General features: G+C 66.8%; 26 protein-coding genes and 1 tRNA gene. 19 read left to right on the top strand and 8 right to left on the bottom strand.

Going from position 1 to position 25014, the window contains the following annotated elements; translation table 11 throughout:
• Positions 1–181: 181 nt before the first annotated feature.
• The 7 genes from ACZYZE_RS04020 to ACZYZE_RS03990 all read left to right on the top strand — a co-directional run bounded on the left by ACZYZE_RS04020 (position 182) and on the right by ACZYZE_RS03990 (position 6309).
• Entirely contained in the window at positions 182–916 is a 735-nt protein-coding gene (locus ACZYZE_RS04020; RefSeq protein ID WP_459318174.1) for a permease, read from the top strand.
• 173 nt (positions 917–1089) lie between these two features.
• The gene (locus ACZYZE_RS04015) at positions 1090–1704 is read left to right on the top strand and encodes a nitrobindin family protein (protein ID WP_459318173.1); all 615 of its coding nucleotides are present in this window, start codon (positions 1090–1092) and stop codon (positions 1702–1704) included.
• Between the two features lie 104 nt (positions 1705–1808).
• Positions 1809–2519 (top strand): flavodoxin family protein, encoded by a 711-nt coding sequence (locus ACZYZE_RS04010; RefSeq protein WP_459318172.1) that lies wholly within the window; start codon positions 1809–1811, stop codon positions 2517–2519.
• Positions 2520–2541: 22 nt separating this feature from the next.
• Complete coding sequence (gene ygfZ / locus ACZYZE_RS04005; RefSeq protein ID WP_459318171.1) at positions 2542–3624, top strand: CAF17-like 4Fe-4S cluster assembly/insertion protein YgfZ; 1083 nt, start codon at positions 2542–2544, stop codon at positions 3622–3624.
• Entirely contained in the window at positions 3621–4028 is a 408-nt protein-coding gene (locus ACZYZE_RS04000; RefSeq protein WP_463906356.1) for an ankyrin repeat domain-containing protein, read from the top strand. Before ygfZ ends, ACZYZE_RS04000 begins: the two co-directional genes overlap by 4 nt.
• Positions 4029–4157: 129 nt before the next feature.
• Positions 4158–4721: a PadR family transcriptional regulator gene (locus ACZYZE_RS03995; RefSeq protein ID WP_463906354.1), complete on the top strand. Its 564-nt coding sequence runs from the start codon at positions 4158–4160 to the stop codon at positions 4719–4721.
• Between the two features lie 64 nt (positions 4722–4785).
• Positions 4786–6309 (top strand): DHA2 family efflux MFS transporter permease subunit, encoded by a 1524-nt coding sequence (locus ACZYZE_RS03990; RefSeq protein ID WP_463906352.1) that lies wholly within the window; start codon positions 4786–4788, stop codon positions 6307–6309.
• 27 nt (positions 6310–6336) lie between these two features.
• Here ACZYZE_RS03990 and ACZYZE_RS03985 read toward each other — a convergent pair whose 3' ends face one another.
• From ACZYZE_RS03985 to ACZYZE_RS03965, 5 genes are all read right to left on the bottom strand, one after another.
• Positions 6337–7047, bottom strand: coding sequence for a GNAT family N-acetyltransferase (locus tag ACZYZE_RS03985; protein WP_459318167.1), 711 nt, complete (start codon positions 7045–7047; stop codon positions 6337–6339).
• A 78-nt stretch (positions 7048–7125) separates the two neighbouring features.
• Positions 7126–8151: a 6-phosphofructokinase gene (locus ACZYZE_RS03980; protein ID WP_459318166.1), complete on the bottom strand. Its 1026-nt coding sequence runs from the start codon at positions 8149–8151 to the stop codon at positions 7126–7128.
• Positions 8152–8318: 167 nt separating this feature from the next.
• On the bottom strand, positions 8319–8573 hold the full coding sequence (locus ACZYZE_RS03975) for a PspC domain-containing protein (protein WP_463906349.1): 255 nt from the start codon (positions 8571–8573) through the stop codon (positions 8319–8321).
• A gap of 3 nt (positions 8574–8576) precedes the next feature.
• Positions 8577–8897 (bottom strand): hypothetical protein, encoded by a 321-nt coding sequence (locus ACZYZE_RS03970; RefSeq protein ID WP_463906347.1) that lies wholly within the window; start codon positions 8895–8897, stop codon positions 8577–8579.
• Position 8898: 1 nt separating this feature from the next.
• A complete protein-coding gene (locus ACZYZE_RS03965; protein WP_463906345.1) occupies positions 8899–10554 on the bottom strand; it encodes a PspC domain-containing protein in 1656 nt (551 codons plus the stop codon).
• Positions 10555–10678: 124 nt separating this feature from the next.
• On the opposite strand from ACZYZE_RS03965, the gene ACZYZE_RS03960 reads away from it, so the two are divergent.
• Both ACZYZE_RS03960 and ACZYZE_RS03955 read left to right on the top strand, forming a co-directional pair.
• On the top strand, positions 10679–12046 hold the full coding sequence (locus ACZYZE_RS03960) for an ATP-binding protein (RefSeq protein WP_463906344.1): 1368 nt from the start codon (positions 10679–10681) through the stop codon (positions 12044–12046).
• The gene (locus ACZYZE_RS03955) at positions 12043–12717 is read left to right on the top strand and encodes a LuxR C-terminal-related transcriptional regulator (protein WP_463906342.1); all 675 of its coding nucleotides are present in this window, start codon (positions 12043–12045) and stop codon (positions 12715–12717) included. Before ACZYZE_RS03960 ends, ACZYZE_RS03955 begins: the two co-directional genes overlap by 4 nt.
• Positions 12718–12834: 117 nt before the next feature.
• Here ACZYZE_RS03955 and ACZYZE_RS03950 read toward each other — a convergent pair whose 3' ends face one another.
• Positions 12835–14052 carry a pyridoxal phosphate-dependent aminotransferase gene (locus ACZYZE_RS03950; protein WP_459318160.1) on the bottom strand — a complete coding sequence of 406 codons (1218 nt, stop codon included), beginning with the start codon at positions 14050–14052 and terminating at the stop codon, positions 12835–12837.
• Positions 14053–14327: 275 nt separating this feature from the next.
• Here ACZYZE_RS03950 and ACZYZE_RS03945 point away from each other — a divergent pair.
• The 10 genes from ACZYZE_RS03945 (at position 14328) to ACZYZE_RS03900 (ending at position 23109) form a co-directional block, all read left to right on the top strand.
• Positions 14328–14400, top strand: a tRNA-Trp gene (locus ACZYZE_RS03945).
• Between the two features lie 94 nt (positions 14401–14494).
• A complete protein-coding gene (gene secE / locus ACZYZE_RS03940; protein ID WP_459318159.1) occupies positions 14495–14767 on the top strand; it encodes a preprotein translocase subunit SecE in 273 nt (90 codons plus the stop codon).
• A 115-nt stretch (positions 14768–14882) separates the two neighbouring features.
• Positions 14883–15767, top strand: a complete 885-nt coding sequence (gene nusG / locus ACZYZE_RS03935; RefSeq protein WP_459318158.1) for a transcription termination/antitermination protein NusG — start codon at positions 14883–14885, stop codon at positions 15765–15767.
• 129 nt (positions 15768–15896) lie between these two features.
• Positions 15897–16328 (top strand): 50S ribosomal protein L11, encoded by a 432-nt coding sequence (gene rplK, locus ACZYZE_RS03930; protein ID WP_024365990.1) that lies wholly within the window; start codon positions 15897–15899, stop codon positions 16326–16328.
• 185 nt (positions 16329–16513) lie between these two features.
• Complete coding sequence (gene rplA, locus ACZYZE_RS03925) at positions 16514–17221, top strand: 50S ribosomal protein L1 (RefSeq protein WP_326966684.1); 708 nt, start codon at positions 16514–16516, stop codon at positions 17219–17221.
• Positions 17222–17313: 92 nt separating this feature from the next.
• Positions 17314–18408, top strand: a complete 1095-nt coding sequence (locus ACZYZE_RS03920; RefSeq protein ID WP_463906339.1) for a GNAT family N-acetyltransferase — start codon at positions 17314–17316, stop codon at positions 18406–18408.
• Positions 18409–18533: 125 nt separating this feature from the next.
• Entirely contained in the window at positions 18534–19643 is a 1110-nt protein-coding gene (locus ACZYZE_RS03915; protein ID WP_459318156.1) for a GNAT family N-acetyltransferase, read from the top strand.
• Between the two features lie 326 nt (positions 19644–19969).
• On the top strand, positions 19970–20587 hold the full coding sequence (gene rplJ / locus ACZYZE_RS03910) for a 50S ribosomal protein L10 (protein ID WP_459318155.1): 618 nt from the start codon (positions 19970–19972) through the stop codon (positions 20585–20587).
• Between the two features lie 73 nt (positions 20588–20660).
• The gene (rplL, locus tag ACZYZE_RS03905) at positions 20661–21035 is read left to right on the top strand and encodes a 50S ribosomal protein L7/L12 (RefSeq protein ID WP_459318154.1); all 375 of its coding nucleotides are present in this window, start codon (positions 20661–20663) and stop codon (positions 21033–21035) included.
• Positions 21036–21258: 223 nt separating this feature from the next.
• Entirely contained in the window at positions 21259–23109 is a 1851-nt protein-coding gene (locus ACZYZE_RS03900) for a bifunctional metallophosphatase/5'-nucleotidase (protein WP_459318153.1), read from the top strand.
• Between the two features lie 83 nt (positions 23110–23192).
• On the opposite strand, the gene ACZYZE_RS03895 is transcribed toward ACZYZE_RS03900, so the two are convergent.
• Positions 23193–23693, bottom strand: coding sequence for an aminoacyl-tRNA deacylase (locus tag ACZYZE_RS03895; protein WP_463906337.1), 501 nt, complete (start codon positions 23691–23693; stop codon positions 23193–23195).
• A 13-nt stretch (positions 23694–23706) separates the two neighbouring features.
• The gene (locus ACZYZE_RS03890; protein WP_463906336.1) at positions 23707–24906 is read right to left on the bottom strand and encodes an acetyl-CoA C-acetyltransferase; all 1200 of its coding nucleotides are present in this window, start codon (positions 24904–24906) and stop codon (positions 23707–23709) included.
• Between the last annotated feature and the right edge of the window lie 108 nt (positions 24907–25014).

The following is a 25014-nucleotide window of genomic DNA, read 5'->3' as shown; positions in this document are numbered from 1 at the left end:
GCTGAGTATACCCAAAGGCCCCTTTCCAGACACGGTCCCGTCACCCGGAGCCGGTTCTTTTGCGACATAAAACGGTCACATAGGGCAGGATTGATCCGTCAGGGCCCGCAGTCCTCCGAGGTTGACCAGGTCGAATTGGGGTCCGCAGTGAGCGAAGGTACGGATTAATGGCGGGTACACAATGAAGTCGTGGAGCATAGGAATCATCGGCCTGGCCGGGCTCACGGCCATTGTCGGCGCCGCCTACTCCTCGCCTGCGGCACTGCTTGCCGTCGCGGTGCTCACGGCCGCCGGCGTCGGCATCGGCTGGCCGCATTTCCTCGGTATCCCGGCCAAGAAGACACTGGCCGCCCTGATCGCGCTCCCCGGCATCGGCTCCGCCGTCGCCGCCACATATCTTCCCGCCCCGGGCTTCCTGAACTGGACCCCGCCGTTGATGGCCGCCGGCGTCATGGCGATCTTTGTTATGCAGCTGATCCGCGGCACCGGCCAGGCCCAGCGGCTCGAATCGACGCTCGGCTCCAGCGCCGGAGTGATGCTGTCCTGCCTGGGTGCGGGCTGGATCGCCTGCTCCCGCTTCAACGGCGTTCGGGAAATGCTCCTGGTCGCGGCCATCAGCTCCGCGATCGCGCTGATGGCCGGCCTGATCCGCTGGCCGGACCGGATTGTGGCGCCGCTGGGCATCCTCGGAGCCGGGCTGGCCGGACCTCTCGCGGGGCTCGTGTTCTCCGATATCGCCGTCCTGCCGGCGGCCCTCGTCGGCGTAGTGGTGGGGGCCGTGCTGGTGAGTTTCCGCCGCCTCGTGATCCTCCGCGGCGACACGCTCAACCTCGCGGCCGCCGTGGGCATGGGTCTGGGGCCGGTCTCCGCCGTCGGTTCTTTGGCTTACTTCATAGACAAACTCCTCATCTACTAAGGCGTTAGGATGGCATCATGTCCGTACTTGCATATGAAATCTTCTTCCTTGTTCTGCTTGGCATCGCCAGTATTTCCATGGCCTGGTTCGCCGGCTTTGTGGTGTACCGCCTCTTCAAGGGTCAGAAGTAAAGACCCCACAATTTCCACCCGTCGTTTCCAAAGGTAGTTGCTGTGCCGATTGAAATACCTACAGATCTGACCCCCGAAATCGTTCCGCTGTCCTGGCTCATAGGCGAGTGGGAGGGCGGCGGCCGGCTGGGCGCCGGGGAAGAGGATTCCGAGCACTTCGTGCAACGTGTCTCCTTCACCCACAACGGCCTGCCGTACCTGCAGTACCGGGCCGAGAGCTGGCTGACCGATGACGAGGGCACCAAGCTTCGTCCGCTGACGGTCGAGACCGGGTTCTGGGCGTTGGAACGCAAACAGCGCGAAGAGGACGGCGGCCCCGGCCTGGTGCCGGCCGACATCGTTCCGGTACTCAAAAGCGCCGACGAGGTCGAGGCCCTGCGCAACAAAGACGGCGGGTTCGATATCGCGGTTTCGATCTCCCACCCCGGCGGTATCTCCGAGCTGTACTACGGCCAGATCAAGGGTCCGCAGATCCAGCTCAGCACCGACATGGTGATGCGCGGCAGCCACTCCAAGGAGTACACGGCGGCCACCCGGATCTTCGGACTCGTGGACGGGCAGCTGCTATGGCGCTGGGACGTGGCCGCCGGTAAGGGCACGACGCCGGGCGGCGGCCTGGAAGCCCACGCCTCCGCCATCCTCAGCAAACTCAGCTGACCCGGCCGGGCGCGTCCCGACGCCGGGTTGGAGGTCCCACTGTTTGTCCGTTGTCCGCAGCGACCGCAAGGAGCACTACAGTGAATGCCACACCGACTGAGGCTGTGAAAACAGCCGATTACAGCGATCTCAAGGCCGTGTACTTCAACGGCACCCTCAAAAAGTCGCCGGAGACCTCCAACACCCAGGGGCTGATCGACGTCAGCCGCCGGATCATGGAGAAACAGGGCGTTGCCACCCGCGTCATCCGGACGGTGGACCACGACATCGCCAGCGGCGTCTACCCGGACATGCGCGAGCACGGCTGGGAAACCGATGATTGGCCGGGCCTGTACCCCGCCGTCCTGGACGCCGACATCGTGATCGTCGCCGGACCCATCTGGCTGGGCGATAATTCCTCGCAGACCAAGAAGCTGATCGAACGGCTTTACGCGCATTCGGGCCAGCTCAATGCCAAGGACCAGTGGGCGTTCTACCCGAAGGTGGGCGGCTGCCTGATCACCGGCAACGAGGACGGCATCAAACACTGCGCCATGAACGTTCTCTACAGCCTCCAGCACGTCGGCTTCACCATCCCGCCGCAGGCCGACGCCGGCTGGATCGGCGCCGTCGGCCCCGGGCCCAGCTACCTCGACGAAGGCTCCGGCGGCCCGGACAGCGATTTCACCAACCGCAACACCACCTTTATGACGTGGAACCTGCTGCATCTGGCCCGGATACTCAAAGACGCCGGCGGCATCCCGGCCTACGGCAACCTGCCCGAGGCCTGGAAAGCCGGCACCCGGTTCGACTTCGAAAATCCGGAATACCGCTAGCCCCTGAGGACTTCTACTACATATGACTATCCTGAGCCCCCTGCTGTCGCGCCCCGGCGCCGTCGAAGCCGGAGGCGCTGACACCGGCGTCGCCTCCCACTATGGCGAGCCGCTGCGCGAGCAGCGGGCGCTGGCCGCCGGCACCGCCGTCGTTGATCTGTCCCACCGCGGTGTGGTCACCGTCAGCGGTCCGGACCGGCTGAGCTGGCTCAACACCCTGTCCTCCCAGCAGCTCACCGGCCTGGCCCCGGGCCGGTCCACCGAACTGCTCCTGCTCAGCGTGCAGGGCCGGATCGAGTTCGACGCCGGCGTGGTGGACGACGGCGCCACCACCTGGCTGATCGTCGAGGCCGCCGAAGCAGCCCCGCTGGCCGAGTGGCTCAACAAGATGAAGTTCATGCTCCGGGTCGAAATCAGCGACGTTTCCGACCACTGGGCCGTGCTCGGCTGCACCCGGCGGATTCCGGAATGGTCCGCGCTGCAGGCCTGGGAAGACCCCTGGCCGCACGTCGGGGCGGGCGGCTACTCCTACGCCGTGGTGGGGGAGGAGTCCCACCCGGGCCTCGAACGGCCCTGGTTCGAATACCTCGTTCCCGCCGCCGATCTCGAGGCCACCGTGGGCGAACGGCCGCTGGCCGGCGTCTGGGCAGCCGAGGCGCTGCGCATCGCCGCCTGGCGGCCCCGCTGGGGAGCCGAAACCGATGACAAGACCATCCCGCACGAACTGGACCTGCTCCGCACCGCCGTGCACCTGAACAAGGGCTGCTACAAAGGCCAGGAGACCGTGGCCCGCGTCCACAACCTGGGCCACCCGCCCCGACGGCTCGTGTTCCTGCAGCTCGACGGCTCCCAGCATACGATGCCCGCCGTCGGCAGCGAGGTCCGCGTCGGCGGACGCAAGGTGGGCACCGTGACCTCCGTGGCCCAGCACCACGAGATGGGCCCGGTGGCCCTGGCCGTCGTCAAACGGTCCGTCGCGCCGGATGAAGTACTGACAGTCCTCGACGGCGAGGAGCCTTATACCGCGGCGCAGGAAGTCATCGTGGCTCCCGACGCCGGCCAGGTGGTGGGGCGCCAGACCGGGTTCCTGAGGGGGACACGATGACCGGCGACAACACCGCACCGGGCACAGCACCGGATGAAGAGACGCTCGCCCTGGCCCATCAGCTCTTCGACGCGGCGCGCGAGGGGAACTCCACACTCCTTGGCGGTTACCTCGCCGCTGGAGTGCCGGCCACATTGACCAATGATGCCGGGGACACCCTGCTGATGCTCGCCGCCTACCATGGCCACGCCGGCACCGTCCGGCTGATCCTGCAGCACGGCGGCGACGCGAACACGGCCAACGACCGCGGCCAGACACCGCTGGCCGGCGCCGTGTTCAAGGGCTATCCGGAGGTCGTGCAGGCGCTCGTGGAGGCGGGGGCGGACCCCGACGCCGGGACCCCCTCCGCGCGGGCGGCCGCCGGGATGTTCGAGCGCAAGGACATCCTCGCACTGTTCGGCTGAACGCGGCGCAAGCCGTTCCCCGGTCATCTTGCCCCTGAATACTCCATGTGGAATAGTTCTTGTGGAATAGCAGCATTGTGGGAACGCCGCGATTGACCGAGCATTGGACACCACGAAGGACCCCGCACCATGGCCCGAGCCGCGCCCCTGACACCACTTGGTGTCGCCGCACTCTCCCTGCTGGTTGAAGAGCCGATGCATCCGTACGAGATGTATCAGCTCCTGATGACCCGGCACGAAGACCGTCTCATCAAGGTCCGGCCCGGAACGCTGTACCACGCGGTAGGGCGGCTGGAGGAGCAAGGACTCGTTGACGCCACGGGAACCGACCGGGAAGGCAACCGCCCGGAACGCACCACCTATGAGATCTCCGAGGCCGGCAGGGAAGCCCTGACCCTGCGGCTGCAGGACATGCTCGCCAACCCGGTCAATGAGTACCCGTCCTTTCCGCTGGCCGTCTCGGAGGCCTACAACCTGCCAGCCGGCGTCGTCGTGGAGCTCCTTGACCGTCGGCTCACCGGCCTGCAGGAGCAACTCGGCTTCCTTGACGCGGGGGAGGCCCTGGTCCGGGCCAAGGGCGTCGACCGCAAGTACTGGATCGACATCGAGTACCAGCAGACCATGCTGCGCACCGAGATCGCCTGGATCCGCGGCCTCCAGGGGCAACTCGGCAGCGGAAAACTGCCATGGTAGGCCGTCACCGGGCCCGTCACACCTTTGACCGAATCGCAACCACCCCGGCACTTAAGGAATCTCCATGGAAAACGTAGCGAGGCCGTGGCCGGCCCTCTGGTCCCTGGTGATCGGCTTCTTCATGATCCTGATCGACACCACCATCGTCTCGGTGGCCAACCCCAAGATCATGGAGGGCCTGGACACTGACATCAACTCGGTGATCTGGGTGACCAGCGCCTACCTTCTTGCCTACGCGGTCCCGTTGCTTATCACCGGCCGGCTGGGTGACCGCTTCGGCCCGAAGAAGCTCTACCTCTCGGGGCTCGTCGTCTTCACCCTGGCCTCGCTCTGGTGCGGGCTGTCCGGCGACGTCCAGGCCCTCATCGGGGCCCGGGTACTCCAGGGCTTTGGCGCGGCCATGATGACGCCCCAGACGATGGCCGTCATCACCCGGATTTTCGCGCCGGACCGGAGGGGAGCCGCCATGGGCATCTGGGGCGCCACCGCCGGCGTTGCCACCCTCGTCGGACCGATCCTCGGCGGCGTCCTTGTCGACGCGCTCGGCTGGGAATGGATCTTCTTCATCAACGTCCCGGTGGGAATCGCCGGCTTCATCCTCGCGGTGCGCTTTGTGCCGGCGCTCAGTACCCACCCGCATAAGTTCGACATCCCCGGTGTGCTGCTCAGCGCCGTCGGGCTCTTCCTGGTGGTGTTCGGCATCCAGGAAGGCGAGACCTACGACTGGGGCACCATCACCGGGCCCATCACCGTTTGGGGGCTCATCATCGCCGGGATCGCCGTGCTAACGGTGTTCGTGGTGTGGCAACGGTTCAACACGGGCGAGCCCTTACTGCCGCTGTCCCTGTTCAAGGACCGCAACTTCTCGCTCGCCAACATCGGCATCACCACGGTCGGCTTCACCGTGACCGCCTTCAGCCTGCCGCTGATCTTCTACTACCAGATGGTCCGCGGTCTGACGCCCACCCAGTCCGCGCTCATGATGGTGCCCATGGCCGTGATCTCGGGAGGGCTGGCCCCCGTCGTAGGGAAAACTATCGACCGGGTCAACCCGAAGTTCATCACCGCGGCCGGCCTGGTCCTCATGTCCGTGGCGCTGTTCTGGAATGCCGCCCTGATGCACCCGGACACGCCCATCTGGTTGTTCCTGCTGCCGAGCGCGGTCCTGGGCTTCGCCAACGCCGGCATCTGGGCGCCGCTGAGCACAACCGCTACCCGGAACCTGTTGCCACGGCAGGCCGGCGCCGGCGCCGGCGTCTATAACACCACCCGGCAGATCGGGGCCGTCCTCGGCAGCGCCGCCATCGCCGTGCTGATCCAGGCGCGGCTCGCGGCGGAACTCCCCGCAGTTGCGGGGGGATCCGAAGGGGCGGGTCCGATGTCGTTTGGGGGCACCCTGCCCGTGCCTTTGCACGAGGGCTTCTCGACGGCGATGGGCCAGTCCATCATGCTCCCGGCCGCGGTCATCCTGCTGGGGGCCGCGGTGGCCTTGTTCTTCGCCAAGCCGCAGCCGGTGCACGGCTGGGGAATGCCGGGCGCCGTGCCGGCGACTTCAGCCGGGGCGAAAACCGGCCTCAATCCGGGCTGATCCGGGCCCTTCCCCGGGGCTGGCGGGTCAGCCCAGCAGCACGCTGGTCTGGATGCCGCCGGCGGCAAAGCCGAGGCTCCGGGCGATGGCCAACGAGCCCTTGTTGCTGACTTCGGCGCGCCACTGCAGCGTCAGCCCGGAGGCAAGGGCCTCGTGGGCCGCGATGGAGGCAGCCAGCGATCCCAGCCCGCGGCGCCGCCAGTCCGGAGCGACCAGCACCCCCATGTGCGCCAGGATGCCTTCCCACTCGGTGTAGGCAGCGCACGCCACCGGTGACCGGCGGCCGTCCTCCACATGCATGATGGTGAAGCGGTGCTCAAGCTCCGAGAGGCCGACTTCGTTGACGTCATCCGGCGGGCAGGCCGCTTCCAGCTCGATCGCTTCCGGATTGCCGTGCGAGACGGTCAACTCCTCCGACGGCTGCCGCAAGGGCAGATCGTCAGCAAAGAACAGTGCGGCGGCGCCGTGCCCGTGGCCGCCATGGCTCCGGGTGATGGTTAACAGCGTGACATGCTGCGCGAGTTCCTCGTCGGGCAGCCCGACGGCGGCATCCAGTGCCCATTGCGGGCCGACCAGGGCGGAGTTGCCGAACAGGCGGACGAACTGGACGGCGCGGGCCGCGTCGTCGGCCCGGGTGAGGCGTTCGCCCGCGGCGGCAGCAAACGCGCCGTCGTCGAACCCCAGGCGACGGGACCACGCGAGCTGGATGATGTCGGCGGAACCTGGCTCAAGAGTCATGACTTAACCCTACCCACGCCCGCCGGCGCCCGGCCGACGGCTCAGCCGGAGACTCACCGCCTGAGGCCCGGCGGCGGCTCAGCCGAAGAGGACGGCGGCCTCGTCGTAGCGGTGCTGCGGTACGGTCTTCAGGTTGCCCAGGGCCGCCTCGAAGCCCACATGGACGATGTCCGTGCCGTTGAGGGACACCATGGTGCCCCAGCGCCCTTCCACCACGGAGTCGATAGCAGCCATGCCGAGGCGGGTGGCCAGCACCCGGTCGAATGCCGTCGGGACCCCGCCGCGCTGGATGTGGCCGAGCACGGTGGCGCGGGTCTCGATGCCCGTCATGGCCTCCAGCTCGGGGGCGAGCCGTTCGCCGATGCCGCCAAGACGGGGCCGGCCGAAGGTGTCCAGGCCGCGTTCGGAGTGCGGCGATTCCTTGCCATCGGGGACGAAGCCTTCCGCCACGACGACGAGGGGAGCGCGGCCACGGTCGCGGGCCGAGAGGACCCACTCCGCGATCTGGTCCATCGAGGCTTTCTGCTCGGGAATCAGGATGGCGTGCGCGCCGGAGGCCATGCCCGCGTGCAGCGCGATCCAGCCCACGTGCCGGCCCATGACCTCGGCGATCATGCAGCGGTGGTGGGACTCTCCGGTGGTGCGCAGGCGGTCGATCGCCTCGGTGGCGATCTCCACGGCGGTGTCGAAGCCGAAGGTGTAGTCGGTCGCGTCGAGGTCGTTGTCGACCGTCTTGGGGACGCCGACGATCTTGAGTCCGGCGTCGGTGAGGCGCTTGGCCGCGGCCAGGGTGCCTTCGCCGCCGATCGCGATGATGGCGTCAATGCCCAGCCGGTCCATATTGGCCTTGATGACCTCGGGGCCGCCGTTGTTTTCGAACGGATTGGTGCGGGAGGTGCCAAGGATGGTGCCGCCCTGCTTGGCGATGCCGCGGACCATGGCCCGGGGGATCTCGATAGTGTCGCCCTCGACGACGCCGCGCCAGCCGTCCAGGAATCCCACGAATTCGTGGCCGTGGACGGCGATGCCCTTGAGGACGGAGCCGCGGATGACGGCGTTCAACCCGGGGCAGTCTCCGCCGCTGGTGAGGATTCCAATTTTCATGTCTCGGCTCAAATCCTGGTTCGAAGGGGTTCAGGCAGAGCGCCACACTGAGCTCACCAAGAGTCTAATGGGGCATGTGGGGAAGGACACAAATGGTTACAGCGCGAAATGCCCCCGCCCGTGCGGCAGGGGCACTTCGCGTCGCTAGGGGGCCTGGCGGGCGGGCCTCAGGGCCGTACGGACCGCTTGGCCAGGAAGGACTCGAGGGCTATTGCGTTCTGCTGGTCCGGAAGGAGCAGCCACGCCGCGAGGTAGACCACGAACGCGGGTCCGGGGAGCAGGGCGAAGAGCAGGAAGGCGATCCGGACGAACGCCACATCGACGTTCAGCCTGGCGGCGATGCCGCCGCAGACACCGCCCATCCAACGCTGCGGACCACGTTTCAGGCCGAGGCCCCTGACGGTGCTGAAGAATTTATCCATGGTTCAAGACTTCCCTGTTGATGACTCTTTGTCACGTCCGCGGGCGGAGAGGAGCCCGCCGATCACAAGTGCTGCCCCGGCGCAGATCATCAGGCCGATCAGCACATAGGTGCCGTTCAGGGCGACCAGGCCGAGCCGGGAGATGATGATCAGTGCTGCGAGGGCCAGCACGATCAGCCCCCAGACGACGGTTCCCACACGGGCCGGGAAGCGTTCCGGCTGTTCCGGTTTCCCGGACTGCAGCGGAGCGGTTGGCACGCTGCCCGTCGATTTGCCGGCGGCGTTGGCTGTCGACTTGCCTGCCGGTGCGTCAAAGCTGCTCATGTCAGTTCCCTTCCCGGATGGTGACGTTGCTGGCGGTGCCGGAGATCTTGAGGATCAGCCGGGCCCCCGGCATTCCGGTGTTGTAGTCGCTTTGCTGGGTAGTCATTCCGCCGTGGCTCCGGCCGCCCTCATTGAGGTTGCCCATCGTCATGTCCGCCTGGATCTGCACGGGGACGGTGCCCGGGATGATCACGGTGAGGTTGCTGGCGGTCGCGTCGATGGGTACGACGACGTCGGTGCCCAGCGGCGGGTTGAGCGCCAGCGCCCTAAGATCCGCGGTCCCGGTGCCTCCGGTGATCTCGAACCCGTTCCGGGCCTGCTCAATGCTGGCCGGGGACCAGTCGGCGTTCTGGAAGCGGAAGCTGTCGCCGTTGGGGACCACATTGAAGATGGCCCCGATGATCAGGGCGACCACGGCGAAAAACCCGAGGACTCCCGAGGTGCGGCCCCTGAGCCCGGAGATGAGGATTCCGAGGCCGAGGACCGCCGCACCGCTGGCCCAGACGATGGCGTTGCCGGAATCGCCGAGGGCGATCACATTGGCGGCGTCGAGGGCCTTGATGCCGCCGCCCACGAGGAGGGCGACGCCGGCGGTGACGGCCACTGCGGGAGCGCCCGGGCCGAGGTTCCGGGCTTTGGCCGGCGGTACCGGACCCCAGCCGGGGTCGGGGCGGTAGCCGCCGCCTGGCGGGGGCACAGGACCCGACGGCGGCGGTGGGCCCCACGCCGGGCCGGGCACGGTGGAGTGGTCCTTGCCGGACGGGGCATACCCTGACTGGCCATAGGCGGGAAAGGGACCGGTGCTGCCGTAAGGGGTATGGGCGAAGGCCGCTGTGTTGGCGGCGGTCGGTGGATTTGCCGGGCCGGCCGGGTCGGCGGAGGTTGCCGGCCCGCCGTAGCTCGGGGAGTGCGAGGACATGGCAAGGTGTCCTTTCCGAGTCTTGTTGCGCTGGGTCAGGTAGTAGATGAGGTAGATGGCACCGCCCACCCAGAACACGGTCCAGATGAAGCCGCCGAAGCCGTAGCGGTCCCAGCCCCAGACGCCGCTGCCCAGGCTGGGGAGTCCGATGATCGTGGTGATCAAGGCACCGGTCATCCCGGAGGTCCACCGGCCTGCGGCGGCTTCCTGGACGTGGATGCGCCCGTCGGGTTCGGGCAGCAGCGCCCAGGCGAGACCGTAGAGGAGTACCCCGACGCCCGCGAAGACGGTCAGGACAATCAGGATGCCGCGGACAATCAGGGGGTCGACGCCGAGCCGCTGGGCGATGCCGGTCGCGACGCCTCCGATCCAGCGTTCGCGTCCGCGGTGGATGCCGTGGCTGCGGATCCAGTCGAAGAAATTCTGCGGCTCCGCCCCGGCATGCGGAGGGTTGGGTCCGTAGTAAGGCGGAGGCGGCGGGGGGGAGGGGTCGCTGCCCGGAACATTCGGTGCGCCGTGGGCGCCGGTGGCCGCCGGAAAATCCAGCGGGACGGTGGCGGAAGTAGCCGCAGCGGGCACCTCACCCGCAGCCGGGTTGCCGGAGGCATCGGCGGGCTGCTCAGCCGGCTGTCCACCGATCTGGCCGGTGGATTGATCGGTGGATTGCCCGCCGGACTGCCCTGCCGGGCGGCCGGAAGGGTCGTTGCTTTCATCGGGGTGCGGAGTGTGCGGATTCATACTTCGATCCTCCCGTCCGCGGCGGTTCCGCTCTACTGGGGAACACCCTGAACTGTCCCTGAGTCAGCCCCGGTTAGGGCCCCAAATCGGTCCGGGGAACCCTGATCCGTGCTTGGATTGATTCATGACAACCGCCGTACCCCGCCCGCCGCTGGTCCGCGGCGGCGACCGTGTGATTGCCGGCGTCTGCGCGGGCCTCGCCAGCCATCTGGGCTGGCCTGTGCGGATGATCCGGATCGGCATGGTGGTCGCCGCCCTCGCCGGCGGCGCCGGCGTCGCGTTCTACGCCTGGCTCTGGATCATGGTCCCCACCGCCGATGAAAGCGCCAAGCGCGACGCCCGCCGGCCGGCGTCGCCCATTGCCCCCGCGGTGAGCGCCCCGTACCCGGGCTTCCCCGCACCCTCGACACCGGGGCCGCAACCGCCGGCCCCGGTGCGGCCAGGCCCGGCCGCACCGGCACCGGAGGCCATCACAGAGTCTTGGCGGAGCCGGGTCACCGGCCTGCGGTACGGCAAGGAGATCCTGCTCGGCGCGGGGCTGCTCCTGGCGGCCGGGATCCTGAGCGCCCGGTTGCTCGGTTTCGACATCCCGCTCGGCACCCTCATCCCGGTTGCGGCGATCCTCGGTGGCGCCGCCATCGCCTGGATGCAACTGGACGAAACCCGGCGGGCGGGGCTCGTGGACAAGACCAAGGCCGATCAGGCCGGCGGCTGGGCCCGGCTTGCGGCCGGGCTGGCACTGGTGGTGGCCGGGGTGCTCGTGATGGTGTCGGGTTCGGGGTCCTGGGAACAGACCTGGCTGGCACTGCTCTCCTCCGTGGCGGTTCTGGGAGGCGTGGCCCTGGTGCTGTTCCCCTGGGGGCTGAAGTTCTGGCGTGATCTGGAGACTGAGCGCGCCGGCCGCGTCCGCGCCACCGAACGGGCCGAGATTGCCGCCCATCTGCACGACTCCGTCCTCCAGACTCTGGCCCTGATCCAGCGGCGTGCCGGCAGCGAGCACGACGTTCTCCGCCTGGCCCGCGCCCAGGAACGCGAGCTGAGGGGCTGGCTGTACCGGGACCCGGGCAAGGAAGCAGGCCAGTTCTCCGAAGCTGTCAGGGCCGCGGCCGCAGAAGTCGAGGACTCGCTCGGCCACGCTGTCGAAGTGGTGAGCGTAGGCGACTGCGCCTTGACCGAACGGCGCGAGGCCCTGGTCCAGGCTGCCCGCGAGGCCATGCTGAACGCAGCCCGTCACGGCGGAGGCGCGGTCTCCGTGTACCTTGAAGTCACAGACGACGCCGCTGAAGTCTTCGTCAAGGACCGCGGCCCCGGCTTCGATCCGGACGCCGTCCCCCCGGACAGGTTCGGCGTCCGTGAATCTATCATCGGCCGGATGAGCCGGCACGGCGGCACCGCCGCAATCACCAGCAGCCCGGACGGCACCGAGGTGCGCCTGCGGCTGCCGCTGTCCGCCACCACGGCCGCCGCCGACAATGGAGAGGTAAGACTGTGAATCACGCAGACGCAGGGAGCCCGGCCCCGGGAATCCGGGTGGTGATCGTGGATGATCACGCCATCTTCCGGTCCGGCCTGAAAGCCGACCTGGATCCGAGCATCGTCGTCGCGGGGGAGGCCGGAACGGTCGAAGAGGCCATCGCGGTCATCGCCGCCGTGCGCCCCGACGTCGTGCTGCTGGATGTGCACCTGCCCGGCGGGCTCGGCGGCGGAGGGCGAGAAGTGCTGGCCGGATCGGTGCCGCTGCTGGGCAGCACCCGGTTCCTTGCCCTCAGCGTCTCCGACGCGGCGGAGGACGTCGTTTCGGTGATCCGGGCCGGGGCCCGCGGGTATGTCACCAAGACCATTTCCGGCGCGGCAATTTCCAATGCAGTACGCCGCGTGGCCGGGGGCGACGCGGTCTTTTCGCCCCGGCTGGCGGGCTTTGTGCTGGACGCGTTCGGCACCGCGCCCGCGGACATCGCAGACGATGAGCTGGACCGGCTCTCCGCCCGTGAGCTCGAGGTAATGCGGCTGATTGCGCGCGGGTACAGCTACAAGGAAGTCGCGAAAGAGCTGTTCATTTCGATCAAGACGGTCGAAACCCATGTCTCGGCGGTGCTGCGCAAGCTCCAGCTCTCCAGCCGGCACGAACTCACCCGCTGGGCCGCCGAACGCCGCCTGCTCTAGCGGTTCCTCACCATGGACATGCTCATTCTTAAAGACCAACAGTGGGCGGAAGGGCATTCTGTCCACTGTTGGTGATTGCCGCTGGACATGTCCAGCGGTGCGTAGTGCGGGAGCGCCCTACTTCGCCTTGCCCAGGAAGTCCTGCAGGCGGGCGACGCCGGTGGCCAGGTCCTCGTCGCCGAGGGCGTAGGACAGCCGGAGGTAGCCGGAGGGGCCGAACGCCTCGCCCGGAACCACGGCCACCTCGACCTCGTCCAGGATCAGGGTGGCCAGCTCGGCCGACGTCGAGGGCCGGACCGGACCGCTAACGGACGGGAATTCCTTGCCCAGCAGGGCGCGGACGTCGGCGTAGACGTAGAAGGCACCCTTCGGCGTCGGGCATTCAAGTCCTTCGATCGCGTTCAGGCCGGCCACGATCGCCTTGCGGCGGCGGTCGAAGGCCAGTTTCATCTCGTCGACGGCGGTCAACGGGCCCGAGACCGCGGCCAGGGCTGCCATCTGCGGGATGTTGGAGACGTTGGAGGTGGCATGGGACTGCAGGTTCGTGGCGGCCTTGATAACGTCGGCCGGGCCGATCATCCAGCCCACCCGCCAGCCGGTCATGGCGTAGGTCTTGGCGACACCGTTGAGGATGACCACCTTGTCTCCCAGCTCCGGGACAGCCGTGGCGATCGAGGTGAAGGGCACACCGTCGTAGGTCAGGTGCTCGTAGATCTCATCGGTGACCACCCACAGGCCCCTGGCGGCGGCCCACCGGCCGATCTCCCTGACCTGTTCCGGCGGGTACACGGCACCGGTGGGGTTGGACGGGGAGACGAAGAGCAGGATTTTGGTGCGGTCCGTCACAGCGGCGTCGAGCTGGTCGACGGTGACCAGGTAGTCCTGGTCGGGACCGGCGAACACCTCCACCGGCACGCCGCCGGCGAGCCGGATGGCTTCCGGGTAGGTGGTCCAGAACGGCGTGGGGACGATGACCTCGTCGCCCGGATCGAGCAGCGTGGCGAAGGTGTTGTACACGGCCTGCTTGCCGCCGTTGGTGACCAGCACCTGCGATGCCTCGGCCTTGTAGCCGGAATCCCGGAATGTCTTGTCCGCGATGGCCTGCTTCAGCTCCGGCAGGCCGCCGGCGGGGGAGTAGCGGTGATACTTGGGCTGGCTGGCGGCCTCGATGGCGGCCTGCACAATGTAACCGGGGGTCGGAAAATCCGGCTCGCCGGCGCCGAAGCCGATGACGGGACGACCAGCCGCCTTCAGCGCCTTCGCCTTGGCATCAACTGCCAGTGTGGCGGATTCGGCGATGGCGGAAATACGCTGTGAAATGCGGGCGGCAGGCATGACGGGTCCATTCTTCGCTTGCAGCTTCGGTAGCTGTTTGTGGGATTCGACGAAATCTACTCTATGCTGTTCAGCGGATCGTCCGGGGTGACCGCGGGGAATTGTGACTGCAGGCAGTCAGATGCTTTTCGCGGCGCGCCAGAGGGTCCGGGAGGGCCGGTTCGACGTAGGCGCAGTTGTTGCGTAGACTGGTTCTCCGGTGTTGAAAACACGACGATGGCCTGCGCCTCAGGGAAGTCTGGGGCTCAAGCGGCCGGAATTGGTTTTCGATCCATAGGGTAGTGGCGCAATTGGTAGCGCAGCGGTCTCCAAAACCGCAGGTTGCAGGTTCGAGTCCTGTCTGCCCTGCGCAAGCTGTTCCGGGCAATCCGGAGCAAGCGCAGCAACCATGGTTCAGTTCAGAGCCGGGGATCCGACATTGCGAGGATGAGTGAGGGACCAGGTGACCGAAACAGCTGCCAGCAGCTCCAAAGGCCGCCCCACTAAGAATGCCGCCAAAAAGGCAGGCTTCTTCGCTCGAATTGCGCTCTTCGTCCGCCAGGTCATCGGCGAACTGAAGAAGGTTGTCGCACCGACCCGCAAAGAACTGATCAACTACACGCTCGTGGTGCTGGTATTCGTGGTCATCATGATGATCATCGTCACCCTGCTGGACCTGGCCTTCGGGACCGGAGTGAGCTGGGTCTTCGGCGGCACGGGCCCCACGGACCGCTAAGGGCGGCCGGTCCGCAGACTGCGTGGATTTCCCCGGAATACCGGAGGCTCTGCGGGGTGTGCGGAATTGAGTCATTTAAATAGGCATGTTAGGCAATGAGGAAGCAGGAGACCAAGTGTCTGAGCAGGAGCTCGAGGTAACTGAGACTGAGCTGGATAAGAGCCAGGACGCCGCGGTGGAAGCCGGGGAAGAGTCCGAGGCCGTGTCTGCTGCGCCCGAATCCGACGTCGCTGACGAGGCCGCTGACACGGCTGAAGCCGGGGAAGCCGCCGTCGAAGAGTCCGACGCTGCAGAAGATGCAGACGCCGGGGAAGAAACTGAAGGCGACGCCGCCGAGTCTGACGAAGAGTCCGCCGCCGAGTCCGACGACGCGCTGGCCGCTGCTGCCGCCGCCGCCGAGGTGGATCCGGCCGATGAGTTCAAAGCCAAGCTGCGCCGCCAGGAAGGTGACTGGTACGTCATCCACTCCTACGCCGGTTACGAAAACCGCGTCAAAGCCAACCTTGAGACCCGCATCCAGACCCTGGACATGGAAGAGTACATCTTCGAAATCCAGGTCCCGATGGAGGAAGTCGTTGAGATTAAGAACGCTCAGCGCAAGGTCATCAACCGCGTCCGCATCCCCGGCTACGTCCTGGTCCGCATGGACCTGACGGATGCCTCCTGGGGCGCCGTCCGCCACACTCCCGGTGTGACCGGTTTCGTGGGCAACGCCCACAACCCGGTTCCGCTGCGCCTCGACGAGGTCTTCTCCATGCTCGCCCCGGTCTTCGAAGAAGAGCAGGCCGAGAAGGGCAAGCCCATCAAGCACGCTGCCGCGCATGTCGACGTCGACTTCGAGGTCGGCGAGTCGGTGATCGTCAAGGAGGGCCCGTTCGAGACCCTTCCGGCGACGATTTCCGAAATCAAGGTGGACTCGCAGACCCTCGTGGTGCTGGTCTCCATCTTCGAGCGCGAGACCCCGGTTACCCTGGCGTTCAACCAGGTCAGCAAGATCTAGCTTCCGCAAAGAATTCGCTCCGGGGCTGCCCGCTTAGCAGCCCCGGATCGGCCGGCCGCCTCGCCATGGCGGCCACCAACCTGAGTCACGCTCCTGTGTCCCAGGACGTATTTGAGAGAAGGACCTACATTGGCTCCCAAGAAGAAGGTCACCGGCCTCATCAAGCTGCAGATCCAGGCAGGTGCCGCTAACCCGGCCCCGCCGATCGGTCCTGCGCTTGGCCAGCACGGTGTCAACATCATGGAATTCTGCAAGGCGTACAACGCTGCGACGGAAGCCCAGCGCGGCAACGTTATTCCGGTTGAAATCACGGTTTACGAGGACCGCTCGTTCACGTTCATCACCAAGACCCCGCCGGCCGCAGAGCTCATCAAGAAGGCTGCAGGCGTTGCCAAGGGTTCACCGACCCCGCACACCGTCAAGGTTGCCAAGCTGACGCAGGCCCAGGTCAACGAGATCGCCACCACCAAGATGGAAGACCTCAACGCCACAAGCCTCGAAGGCGCCGCGAAGATCATCGCCGGCACCGCCCGCTCCATGGGTATCACCGTCGAGGGTTAGTTCCCCACCGCTGGGGCGAAGGGTTCGGGAAACCGAGCACGACGCCGGTCAGCACCGCCGGGAAACCGGCACCACCCAATCATTGAAAAATGTCGGAACCGGCACGGATATTCCGGCCGGAATCCCGACTGTGGCAGGGCCCAGCGCGGTCCGCAGACCACAACTGCACAAGGAGAATAAGCAGCATGGCAAAGCGCAGCAAAGCATATGAGGCAGCCGCAGCCAAGATCGACGCGGAGAAGTTCTACGCGCCGTTCGAGGCAGTGACGCTGGCCAAGGACAGCAACCCGTCCAAGTTCGACGCCACCGTAGAGGTCGCTTTCCGCCTGGGTGTCGACCCGCGCAAGGCTGACCAGATGGTCCGCGGCACCGTTATCCTGCCCCACGGCACCGGTAAGACCGCCCGCGTCCTCGTCTTCGCAACGGGCGTCAAGGCTGAGGCAGCAATCGCTGCCGGCGCCGACTTCGTCGGTTCCGATGACCTGATCGAAAAGATCGCAGCCGGCTGGACCGACTTCGACGCCGCCGTCGCCACCCCCGACCTCATGGGCAAGGTTGGCCGCCTCGGAAAGGTCCTGGGTCCGCGTAACCTGATGCCGAACCCGAAGACGGGCACCGTGACCGCTGACGTCGCCAAGGCTGTCAACGACATCAAGGGTGGCAAGATCGACTTCCGCGTCGACAAGCACTCGAACCTGCACTTCATCATCGGCAAGGTTTCGTTCGACGCCCTCAAGCTGGCCGAGAACTACGCGGCCGCCCTGGAAGAGGTTCTTCGCCTCAAGCCGTCCGCTTCCAAGGGACGCTACATCCAGAAGGCCACCGTCGCCACCACGTTTGGCCCGGGCATCTCGGTTGACCCCAACGTCACCAAGGTCCTGACCGAGGTCTAATCCTCGGCGGTTGTACAGCAAGCAACAGAGAGACCGTCCCGCATCCGCGGGGCGGTCTTTTCTGCATTCCGGCGCCCGGTTAGGCTGACCCGGTGACTACAGCGCCGTTCCGCATCGAACCCCTGATCCTGCCGGAATCCATCGACGCTCCGGACGCCGTTGACTTCCTGGCTTTCAGTCAGCTCTGCGACGCTCTGGTTCTGGAGGGCTGGGGGAACCTCGACCGGGCCGCGCCGCCCGGTGCCCGGCTCCGGGTCTGGCGGGACGACGCCTACACCCGGATACGGCTTTTCTTTGTCCGCGTCGATGGCCGGATGGTCGCGCGGTCCTGGATCAGTTGCGAACTGCAGGAGAACCTCGGCAGTGCACTCCTGCACGTTGCAGTGCTGAAGGCCTACACCGGCCACGGGATCGGCCGCGCGCTGCTGCACCACGGTGAGTCCCTGGCCGTGGCTGACGGCCGCACCGTCCTGATGAGCTTCACGGAACACCCGGCCGACTTCGACGTCGACGGCCCGGACGTGATCACGCCGTTGACCGGCTCCGGCGCCCTGCCGACGGCGGCCCGCGGCGTCCGCTTCGCCACGGCGGCGGGCTACCAGTTGGAGCAGGTGGAGCGGTTCAGCAGCCTGGATGTCGCCGCTCCAGTGCCGGAACTCGACGTCCTGGAGCGGGAGGCGCTGGCCAAGGCGGAGCAGTACGAACTGGTTTCCTGGACGGACCGTTGTCCGGATGAGTACGTGGAACAGCTTGCCGTACTGATGTCCCGGATGAGCACGGACGCGCCGACGGGAGGACTGAGCTACGAGGCAGAGACGTGGGATGTTGCCCGCGTCCGGCATGTTGAGGACATCTGGAAGCAGGCCGGAAACATCTCGCTCGTCACTGCCGCCCGGCACCGGGAACACGGCGAATTGGCCGCCTACTCCGTGCTGGAACTGGCACCCAGCAAACCCTGGCTGGCCGACCAGGACGACACCCTCGTCGCAGCCAGTCACCGCGGCCACCGCCTCGGCATGCTCGTCAAGCTCCTCAATCTCCGCCGGCTCCGCGCCGAGTACCCTGCGGTGGAGCGAGTGATCACCTTCAACGCCGCGGAAAACGATCACATGCTGGCCATTAACATCGCGCTCGGCTTCCGGCCCGCAGGGTACGACGGCGAATGGCAGCGGGTCATCACCGCGTAAAGCATGGCCGGCCTAACCGATGGAACGGCGGCGCAATCAGGCATATGCTGTGGCTTGAAAGCCCGGCCAAAGCCGGGTTTCCGTAACCCGTAATGGATGGCCGAACGGCGGGGACAATGCCCTCTATGGCAAGCGATGTGCGGATTGAACAGCTGTGGATTCCCGATTCCGTGGACGGGCCGGACGCGGCGGACTTCGTTGCCGCCGTCGAAGTCGGCCGCAAGGTGCGGATGCAGACCTGGGGAAGCGACGACCTCGCGTACGCCCCGGCGGAAAAGCTGCTCGAGATGGCGGACCCTTACGAACGCCAGGTGATCCTGGTGGCCAAGATCGGCGGGGAAATTGTCGGGACGGTCGACATTGCGCTGCCCCTCGCTGACAACCTCGACCTGGCGGAATTCACCCTCGACATCCTGCCCGAGTTCCAGCGTCAGGGCGTCGGCCGGCAGCTGCTCGAGGCCGCTGAACACTTTGCCCGCGACGAAGGCCGGCACACCATCCTGATCGACACGAACCATTCGGGTGCGTCTCTCAGCGCCAGCGGGTCCGGCCAGCTGGTGCCCGGAAGCGGCCTTGGCTTCGTCCCGTTGGGAAGTCGGGAGGTGGAGTTCGCCCGGCACACCGGCTACACCCTGCAGCACATCGAACAATTCAGTGCCTGCCGGCTTCCCCTCGACAGCAAGCTCGTCGTCGAGCTGGAGGCCGAGGCCGACGAGGCCAACGGGGGCCGCTACCGCCTGCACCACTGGACGGACCGTTGCCCGGAGCAGTGGCTCGAGGCCGTCGCTGCGCTGGAAAACAGTGCCGGCGAGGATGGTGTGCCGGGGGTCGAGGACCCGGACATGGTGCTCGACGGCGGCATCCTGCGCCACGCCGAAGACGTCGCCATCGCGCAGGGCCGCCGGACGGTGGTGACCGCCGTCGAACACCTCGCCACCGGTATGCTCGTTGGCCTGACCACCATCAGTGTCCTTGCGTTGCGCCCCGACGTCGTTTTCCAGGACGACACCGTGATGCTCCAGACCCATCGCGGCAACAAGCTGGGCCTGCTGATCAAGGTCGCCAACATGGAGCGGCTCACCGAACAGTTCCCCGACGCCAGGGTCCTCTACACCTGGAACGCCCCGGAGAACCGCTACCTGCTCAAGGTCAATCAGCAGCTCGGTTTCACGACGGCAGGCGTGACGGGCATCTGGCAGAAGGAACTGCCGGACTTCGGGCCGAGCGTCAGCTAACGCTGGTCCCCGGCCGGGCCCCCGCGCGGGCCCGATTTGGCGGCGGCGCACGGTGTCCCGTAAGCTGGGGAAACCAAAGACCGTCGGTTGTTGGAAATCCACTCTCCCAAGCAAGACTCACTTCTGCAGTCGCGCCGGGGAGAGCCAGTGGATCTCCGGACGAAGGACCCTGAACATAGGGCGGCCGGCGCAGGTGAACGAAGCAAAGCTCCGTGGTCATGAACCGCGTCGAGACAAGCCCCGTGCATCTGCGCGGGGCGTTTTTTTGTTTTAGCTCATCTGAGCGGGGACCCGGAAACACCGGCACTATCCCCGGAAGGAGGGTTATGGCAACGCCTAGCAAGGTTTCAGCAGTAGCTGAGATCACTAACGATTTCAAGGAATCGAACGCCGCTGTCCTGACCGAATACCGTGGGCTCACCGTTGCACAGCTCAAGCAGCTGCGTGTCTCTCTCGGCCAGGACACCAAGTTCTCGGTCGTCAAGAACACCCTGACCGCTATTGCAGCCAAGGAAGCCGGTGTCGAAGCATTCGACGGCCAGCTCGCCGGCCCCACTGCAATCGCGTTCATCAAGGGTGACGCAGTTGCCGCTGCCAAGAGCCTGACGGATTTTGCCAAGACCAACAAGCAGCTGGTTATCAAGACCGGTTACTTCGAGGGCAAGGCACTGAACGCCAGCGAAGTCGCTGCCCTGGCAGCACTCGAGTCCCGCGAGCTGCAGCTCGCCAAGGTTGCAGGCATCCTCAAGGCTCCTGCTGCCGCTGCTGTACGCATCATCGACGCACTGCGCCTCAAGCTTGAAGAAGAGAACGGTGCACCGGCAGAAGCCGAAGCACCCGCCGCTGACGAAGCCCCGGCCGACGCTGAAGCTCCGGCTGAGGCTCCCGCAGCAGATGCAGCAGCTGAGGCTCCCGCCGACGCCGCAGCCCCCGAAGAGAACTAACTCTCTAAACCAGACTCCGGTGCGAAGGCATGGCCCCGGCCGCCGAGCACCACTATAGGAAGGACGCCACACCATGGCGAAGCTCACCAACGAAGAGCTCATTGAAGCTTTCAAGGAACTGACCATCATCGAGCTCTCCGAGTTCGTTAAGCTCTTCGAAGAGACCTTCGAAGTTACGGCTGCTGCTGTTGCAGTTGCTGGCCCCGCCGCCGGCGGTGCTGCAGAAGAAGAAGAGCAGACCGCATTCGACGTCATCCTGGAGCACCCGGGCGACAAGAAGATTGCAGTCATCAAGGAAGTTCGCGCCATCACTTCCCTGGGCCTCAAGGAAGCAAAGGACGTTGTTGACAGCGCTCCGAAGGCCATCCTCGAAGGCGTCACCAAGGAAGCTGCCGAGAAGGCTGTTGCACAGCTCCAGGAAGCCGGCGCTCGCGTTACCCTCAAGTAACTCGCTGCTCCGGCAGGACGGGAACTTTCAGTTCCCGTCCTGCTCCGGGAACCCCGTCCACTCCGGTGGGCGGGGTTTTCTGCGTCCCGGGCGATACCCGGGCAGAAGCCAACGGACCGTGAAGCTTCCAGAAAAGATTGCGAACTCTCTGTTCCATGGTGTGCCGGCGCCCCTAGACTCAGGCTTTGTGCCAACAGGCCGCCAATGTTGAGGAGTTCACACCATGACAGACCCCAATCCTTCACTCTCCCGCCGCGCCATGCTCAGTGCTGCCCTCGTCGGTGGCAGCGCCGCCGCTGCGACCCTCGCCGGAACCCCCGCCGCCCATGCCGGGCCCGCCGTGCCTGGCACCCCGGCGAACGGCAGGAAGCAGTTCACCCTGACGGTGCTCGGCACCACAGACCTGCACAACAACGTCTTCAACTGGGACTACTTCAAGAACGCGCCCTATGCCGATACGGCCGGGAACAAGATCGGCATGGCTCAGGCCGCCACCCTCATTAAGGCCATGCGGGCCGAGCGTGGTGCGGCGAACACCCTCACCATCGACGCCGGCGACACCATCCAGGGCACGCCCCTGGCCTACTACTTCGCCAGGATCAGGCCCATCTCCGCAACTGTTAAGCACCCCATGGCGCTGGCCATGAACGCGGTGGGCTATGACGCCGTTGGCCTCGGCAACCATGAATTCAACTACGGCATCCCGCTGCTGCGCATCTGGGAAGATCAGCTCGACTTCCCGCTGCTCGGTGCCAACGTCCACGACGCCGTGACCGGCCGGCGCGCGTTCACCCCCTACGTCCTCAAACGCGTGAAGACGGATAACGGCTGGTTGACCGTGGGCCTGGTCGGCTTTGTCACCCCCGGCTGCGCGCTCTGGGACCGCGACAACGTCCAGGGCAAGCTGGACTTCAACGGCATCGTCGAGGAAGCCAGGACCGTCATCCCGCAGATGAAGGCGGCCGGGGCCGACGTCGTGATCGTTTCCAGCCATTCAGGCGCGACGCAGGGCTCCTCCTACGGTGACGCCCTGCCCTTCCCCGAGAACGCCTCCACACAGCTGGCCGAAGAGGTCCCCGGTATCGACGCAATCCTGGTCGGCCACGCCCATCTGGAGATCCCGGAACGTTTTGTCACCAACAAGGCCACCGGCCGGCCGGTGCTCCTGAGCGAACCGCTCAAGTGGGGCATGCGGGTGTCCGTCATGGATTTGGAGCTGGCCAAGGTGAAGGGTTCCTGGACCGTCACCACCTCGCGCGCGCACCTGCTGGACGCCAGCACGGCCGACGCCGATCCCGCCGTCGTCGGCGCCGTGCAGGCCGGGCACGAGGCCACGGTGACGTACGTGAACGAGGTGATCGGCACGTGTACGGCTCCGCTGAGCACCGCCACCGCCTGCTGGGAGGACTCGGCCGCAATCGACGCCATCAACTACGTCCAGGCCAGCACCATCAAGGCGGAACTGGCCGGCGGACCGGATGCCGGGCTGCCCGTGCTGTCCATCGCGGCGGCCTTCTCGCGTTCGGTGGACGTCAAGGCCGGTCCGCTGACCATCCGCGACGTGGCCGGGCTGTACATCTTCGACAACACGCTGCTGTCCATCAAGGTCACCGGGGCGCAGGTCAAGGCCTATCTGGAGTGGTCCGCCCAGTACTTCAGGCCGGTCGGCACCACCACGGCCCGCGCCGCGGACGTCACCAACGCCGTCACGGCCATGGCGCCGGGCGGGACACCGGACTACAACTACGACGTCGTCTACGGCCTGGACGCGCCGCTGACCTACCAGATCGACCTCGCCAGGCCGGTGGGGGAGCGGATCGCCAAGCTCACGTACGGCGGCGCAGCCCTGCGCATGGACCAGGAGTTTGCCCTGGCCATCAACAACTACCGCCAGAGCGGCGGCGGCAACTTCCCCGGTGTGAAGACGGCGCCGGTGCTCTCCAACAGCCAGCAGGAGATCCGGCAGCGCATCATCGACTACGTCGTGGACCACGGGACCCTGGACGTGGCCGTATTCAACCAGGACAACTGGCGGCTCACCGTCAACGGCGAGGCTCTCACCGTGACACCCTAAGCCCCGCCCCCAACAGCAACGCGGGGTCACTTACGGCCCATCCGGCCGGGTGGGATGGGCCGGAAGTGACCCCGCGTTGCTTCTTAACCCGGTTCGGAGATGTCCGCGACGACGGCGTCCAGCGCGGCCGTGAGGGCATCGGCGTCGACGAAGGCGCTGTAGCCGTGCTCCCCGGCCCCCATCGAAACCCGCTTGCCCGCGATGCTCCGGTCGGCGTACACCGGCCACGCCACGGTGCTGCCGAGAGGCGTGATGGTGCCGCGTTCATAGCCGGTGGCCTGCAGGGCGACCTCCGCGGCCGGGAGCGAAAGCTTGTTGACGCCGATAAGCGCCCGGAGCTTGGGCCAGGAGATCTGCCGGTCGCCCGGAATCAGCGCGAAGAGGAAGCTGCCGTCCTTGTGCTTGACCACGAGGGATTTCACGATGTCGGCAGGCTGGAGCCCCAGGATCCGGGCCGCTTCCTCGAGGCTGTCGGCGGCGGGGCGCTCGACGAGCCGGACGTCGAGCCCCCGCACGGCGGCGTCGGCCAGGAAGCGCTGCCGTCCGACGCCGGCGGGGCCGGTCCCTGCCGCGGCTTCTGTCACGGCGTCGTCCGGTTCAGTCGCGGAACAGCAGCAGGGCTTCGCCCTGGCCGCCGCCGCCGCAGAGGGACACGGCTGCCTTGCCCGTGCCGCGCCGCTTCAGCTCGTGCGCAGCGTGCAGGGCCAGGCGGGCACCGGAGGCGCCGATCGGGTGTCCCAGGGCGATCGCGCCGCCGTGGATGTTGCATTTTTCCAGCGGGTAGTCGAGGTCCTTGAGGGACTGGACGGCGACGGAGCCGAACGCCTCGTTGATCTCGATGAAGTCCAGGTCGGCGGCGGACCAGCCCGCCTTCTCCAGCGCGCTCGTGATCGCGTTCGACGGCTGCGAGTGCAGCGAGTTGTCCGGTCCGGCAACCTGCCCGGGCTTGCCCACGACCGCCAGGTAGTCCAGGCCGTTGTCCTCGGCGAACTTCCGCGAGGACAGCACGAGGGCGGAGGCGCCGTCGGACAGGGGAGAGGAGTTGCCGGCGGTGATGGTGCCGTCCGTGACGAACGCTGCCCGCAGGCCGGCGAGGGACTCGGCCGTCGTGTCGGGCCGGATGCCCTCGTCCTTGGCCACAACCACCGGCTCGCCCTTGCGCTGCTTGACGCTGATGGGTGCGATCTCGCCGTCGAAGACCCCGTCCTTGGCGGCCCGGGCGGCGCGCTGGTGGGACATGGCCGCTACCTCGTCCTGCGAGGCGCGGTCGATGCCGAGAGTGAGGTTCTTGGTCTCCGTGGACAGACCCATCGACTGCCCATCGAAAGCGTCGGTCAATCCGTCGTGGGCGGCGACGTCGAGCGCCTGGACGGCGCCGTACGTCCAGCCCTGCCGGGATCCCGGCAGGATGTGCGGGGCACGGGTCATTGACTCCTGGCCGCCGGCGACGACGACGGTGGCGTCACCGCTGCGGATCATCCGGGCCGCGTCGATCACGGCAGTGAGGCCGGAAAGGCAGACCTTGTTGATGGTGACGGCAGGGACGTTCCAGCCGATGCCGGCGCCGATGGCGCCCTGGCGGGCGGGGTTCTGGCCGGCGCCGGCCTGCAGGACCTGGCCCATGATGACCGCGTCCACCCGCTCTGCCGGCACTCCGCTGGCGGCAAGGGCCGAGCGGATGGCATGGGCGCCGAGTTCAACGGCCGTGAAGCTGGCCAGCTGACCGTTGAGGCGGCCCTGGGGTGTGCGGGCGGCGGCGAGGATAACAACATCATTGTTGTCTGCGGGGCTGGTCATGGTTGGTCTCTTCCGATCTATGACGATGTAGGACAAGGCTATCGTGAGCCCCGTCACCTGGCCATTTCGGCCCCTGCCCGGCGGTCCTTCGGCCAAACCCGGTGCTTG

The organism is Pseudarthrobacter woesei (genome assembly GCF_055412745.1).
Note: the sequence above shows the minus strand (reverse complement) of the source record. Positions and strands in the feature narration are given on the sequence as shown.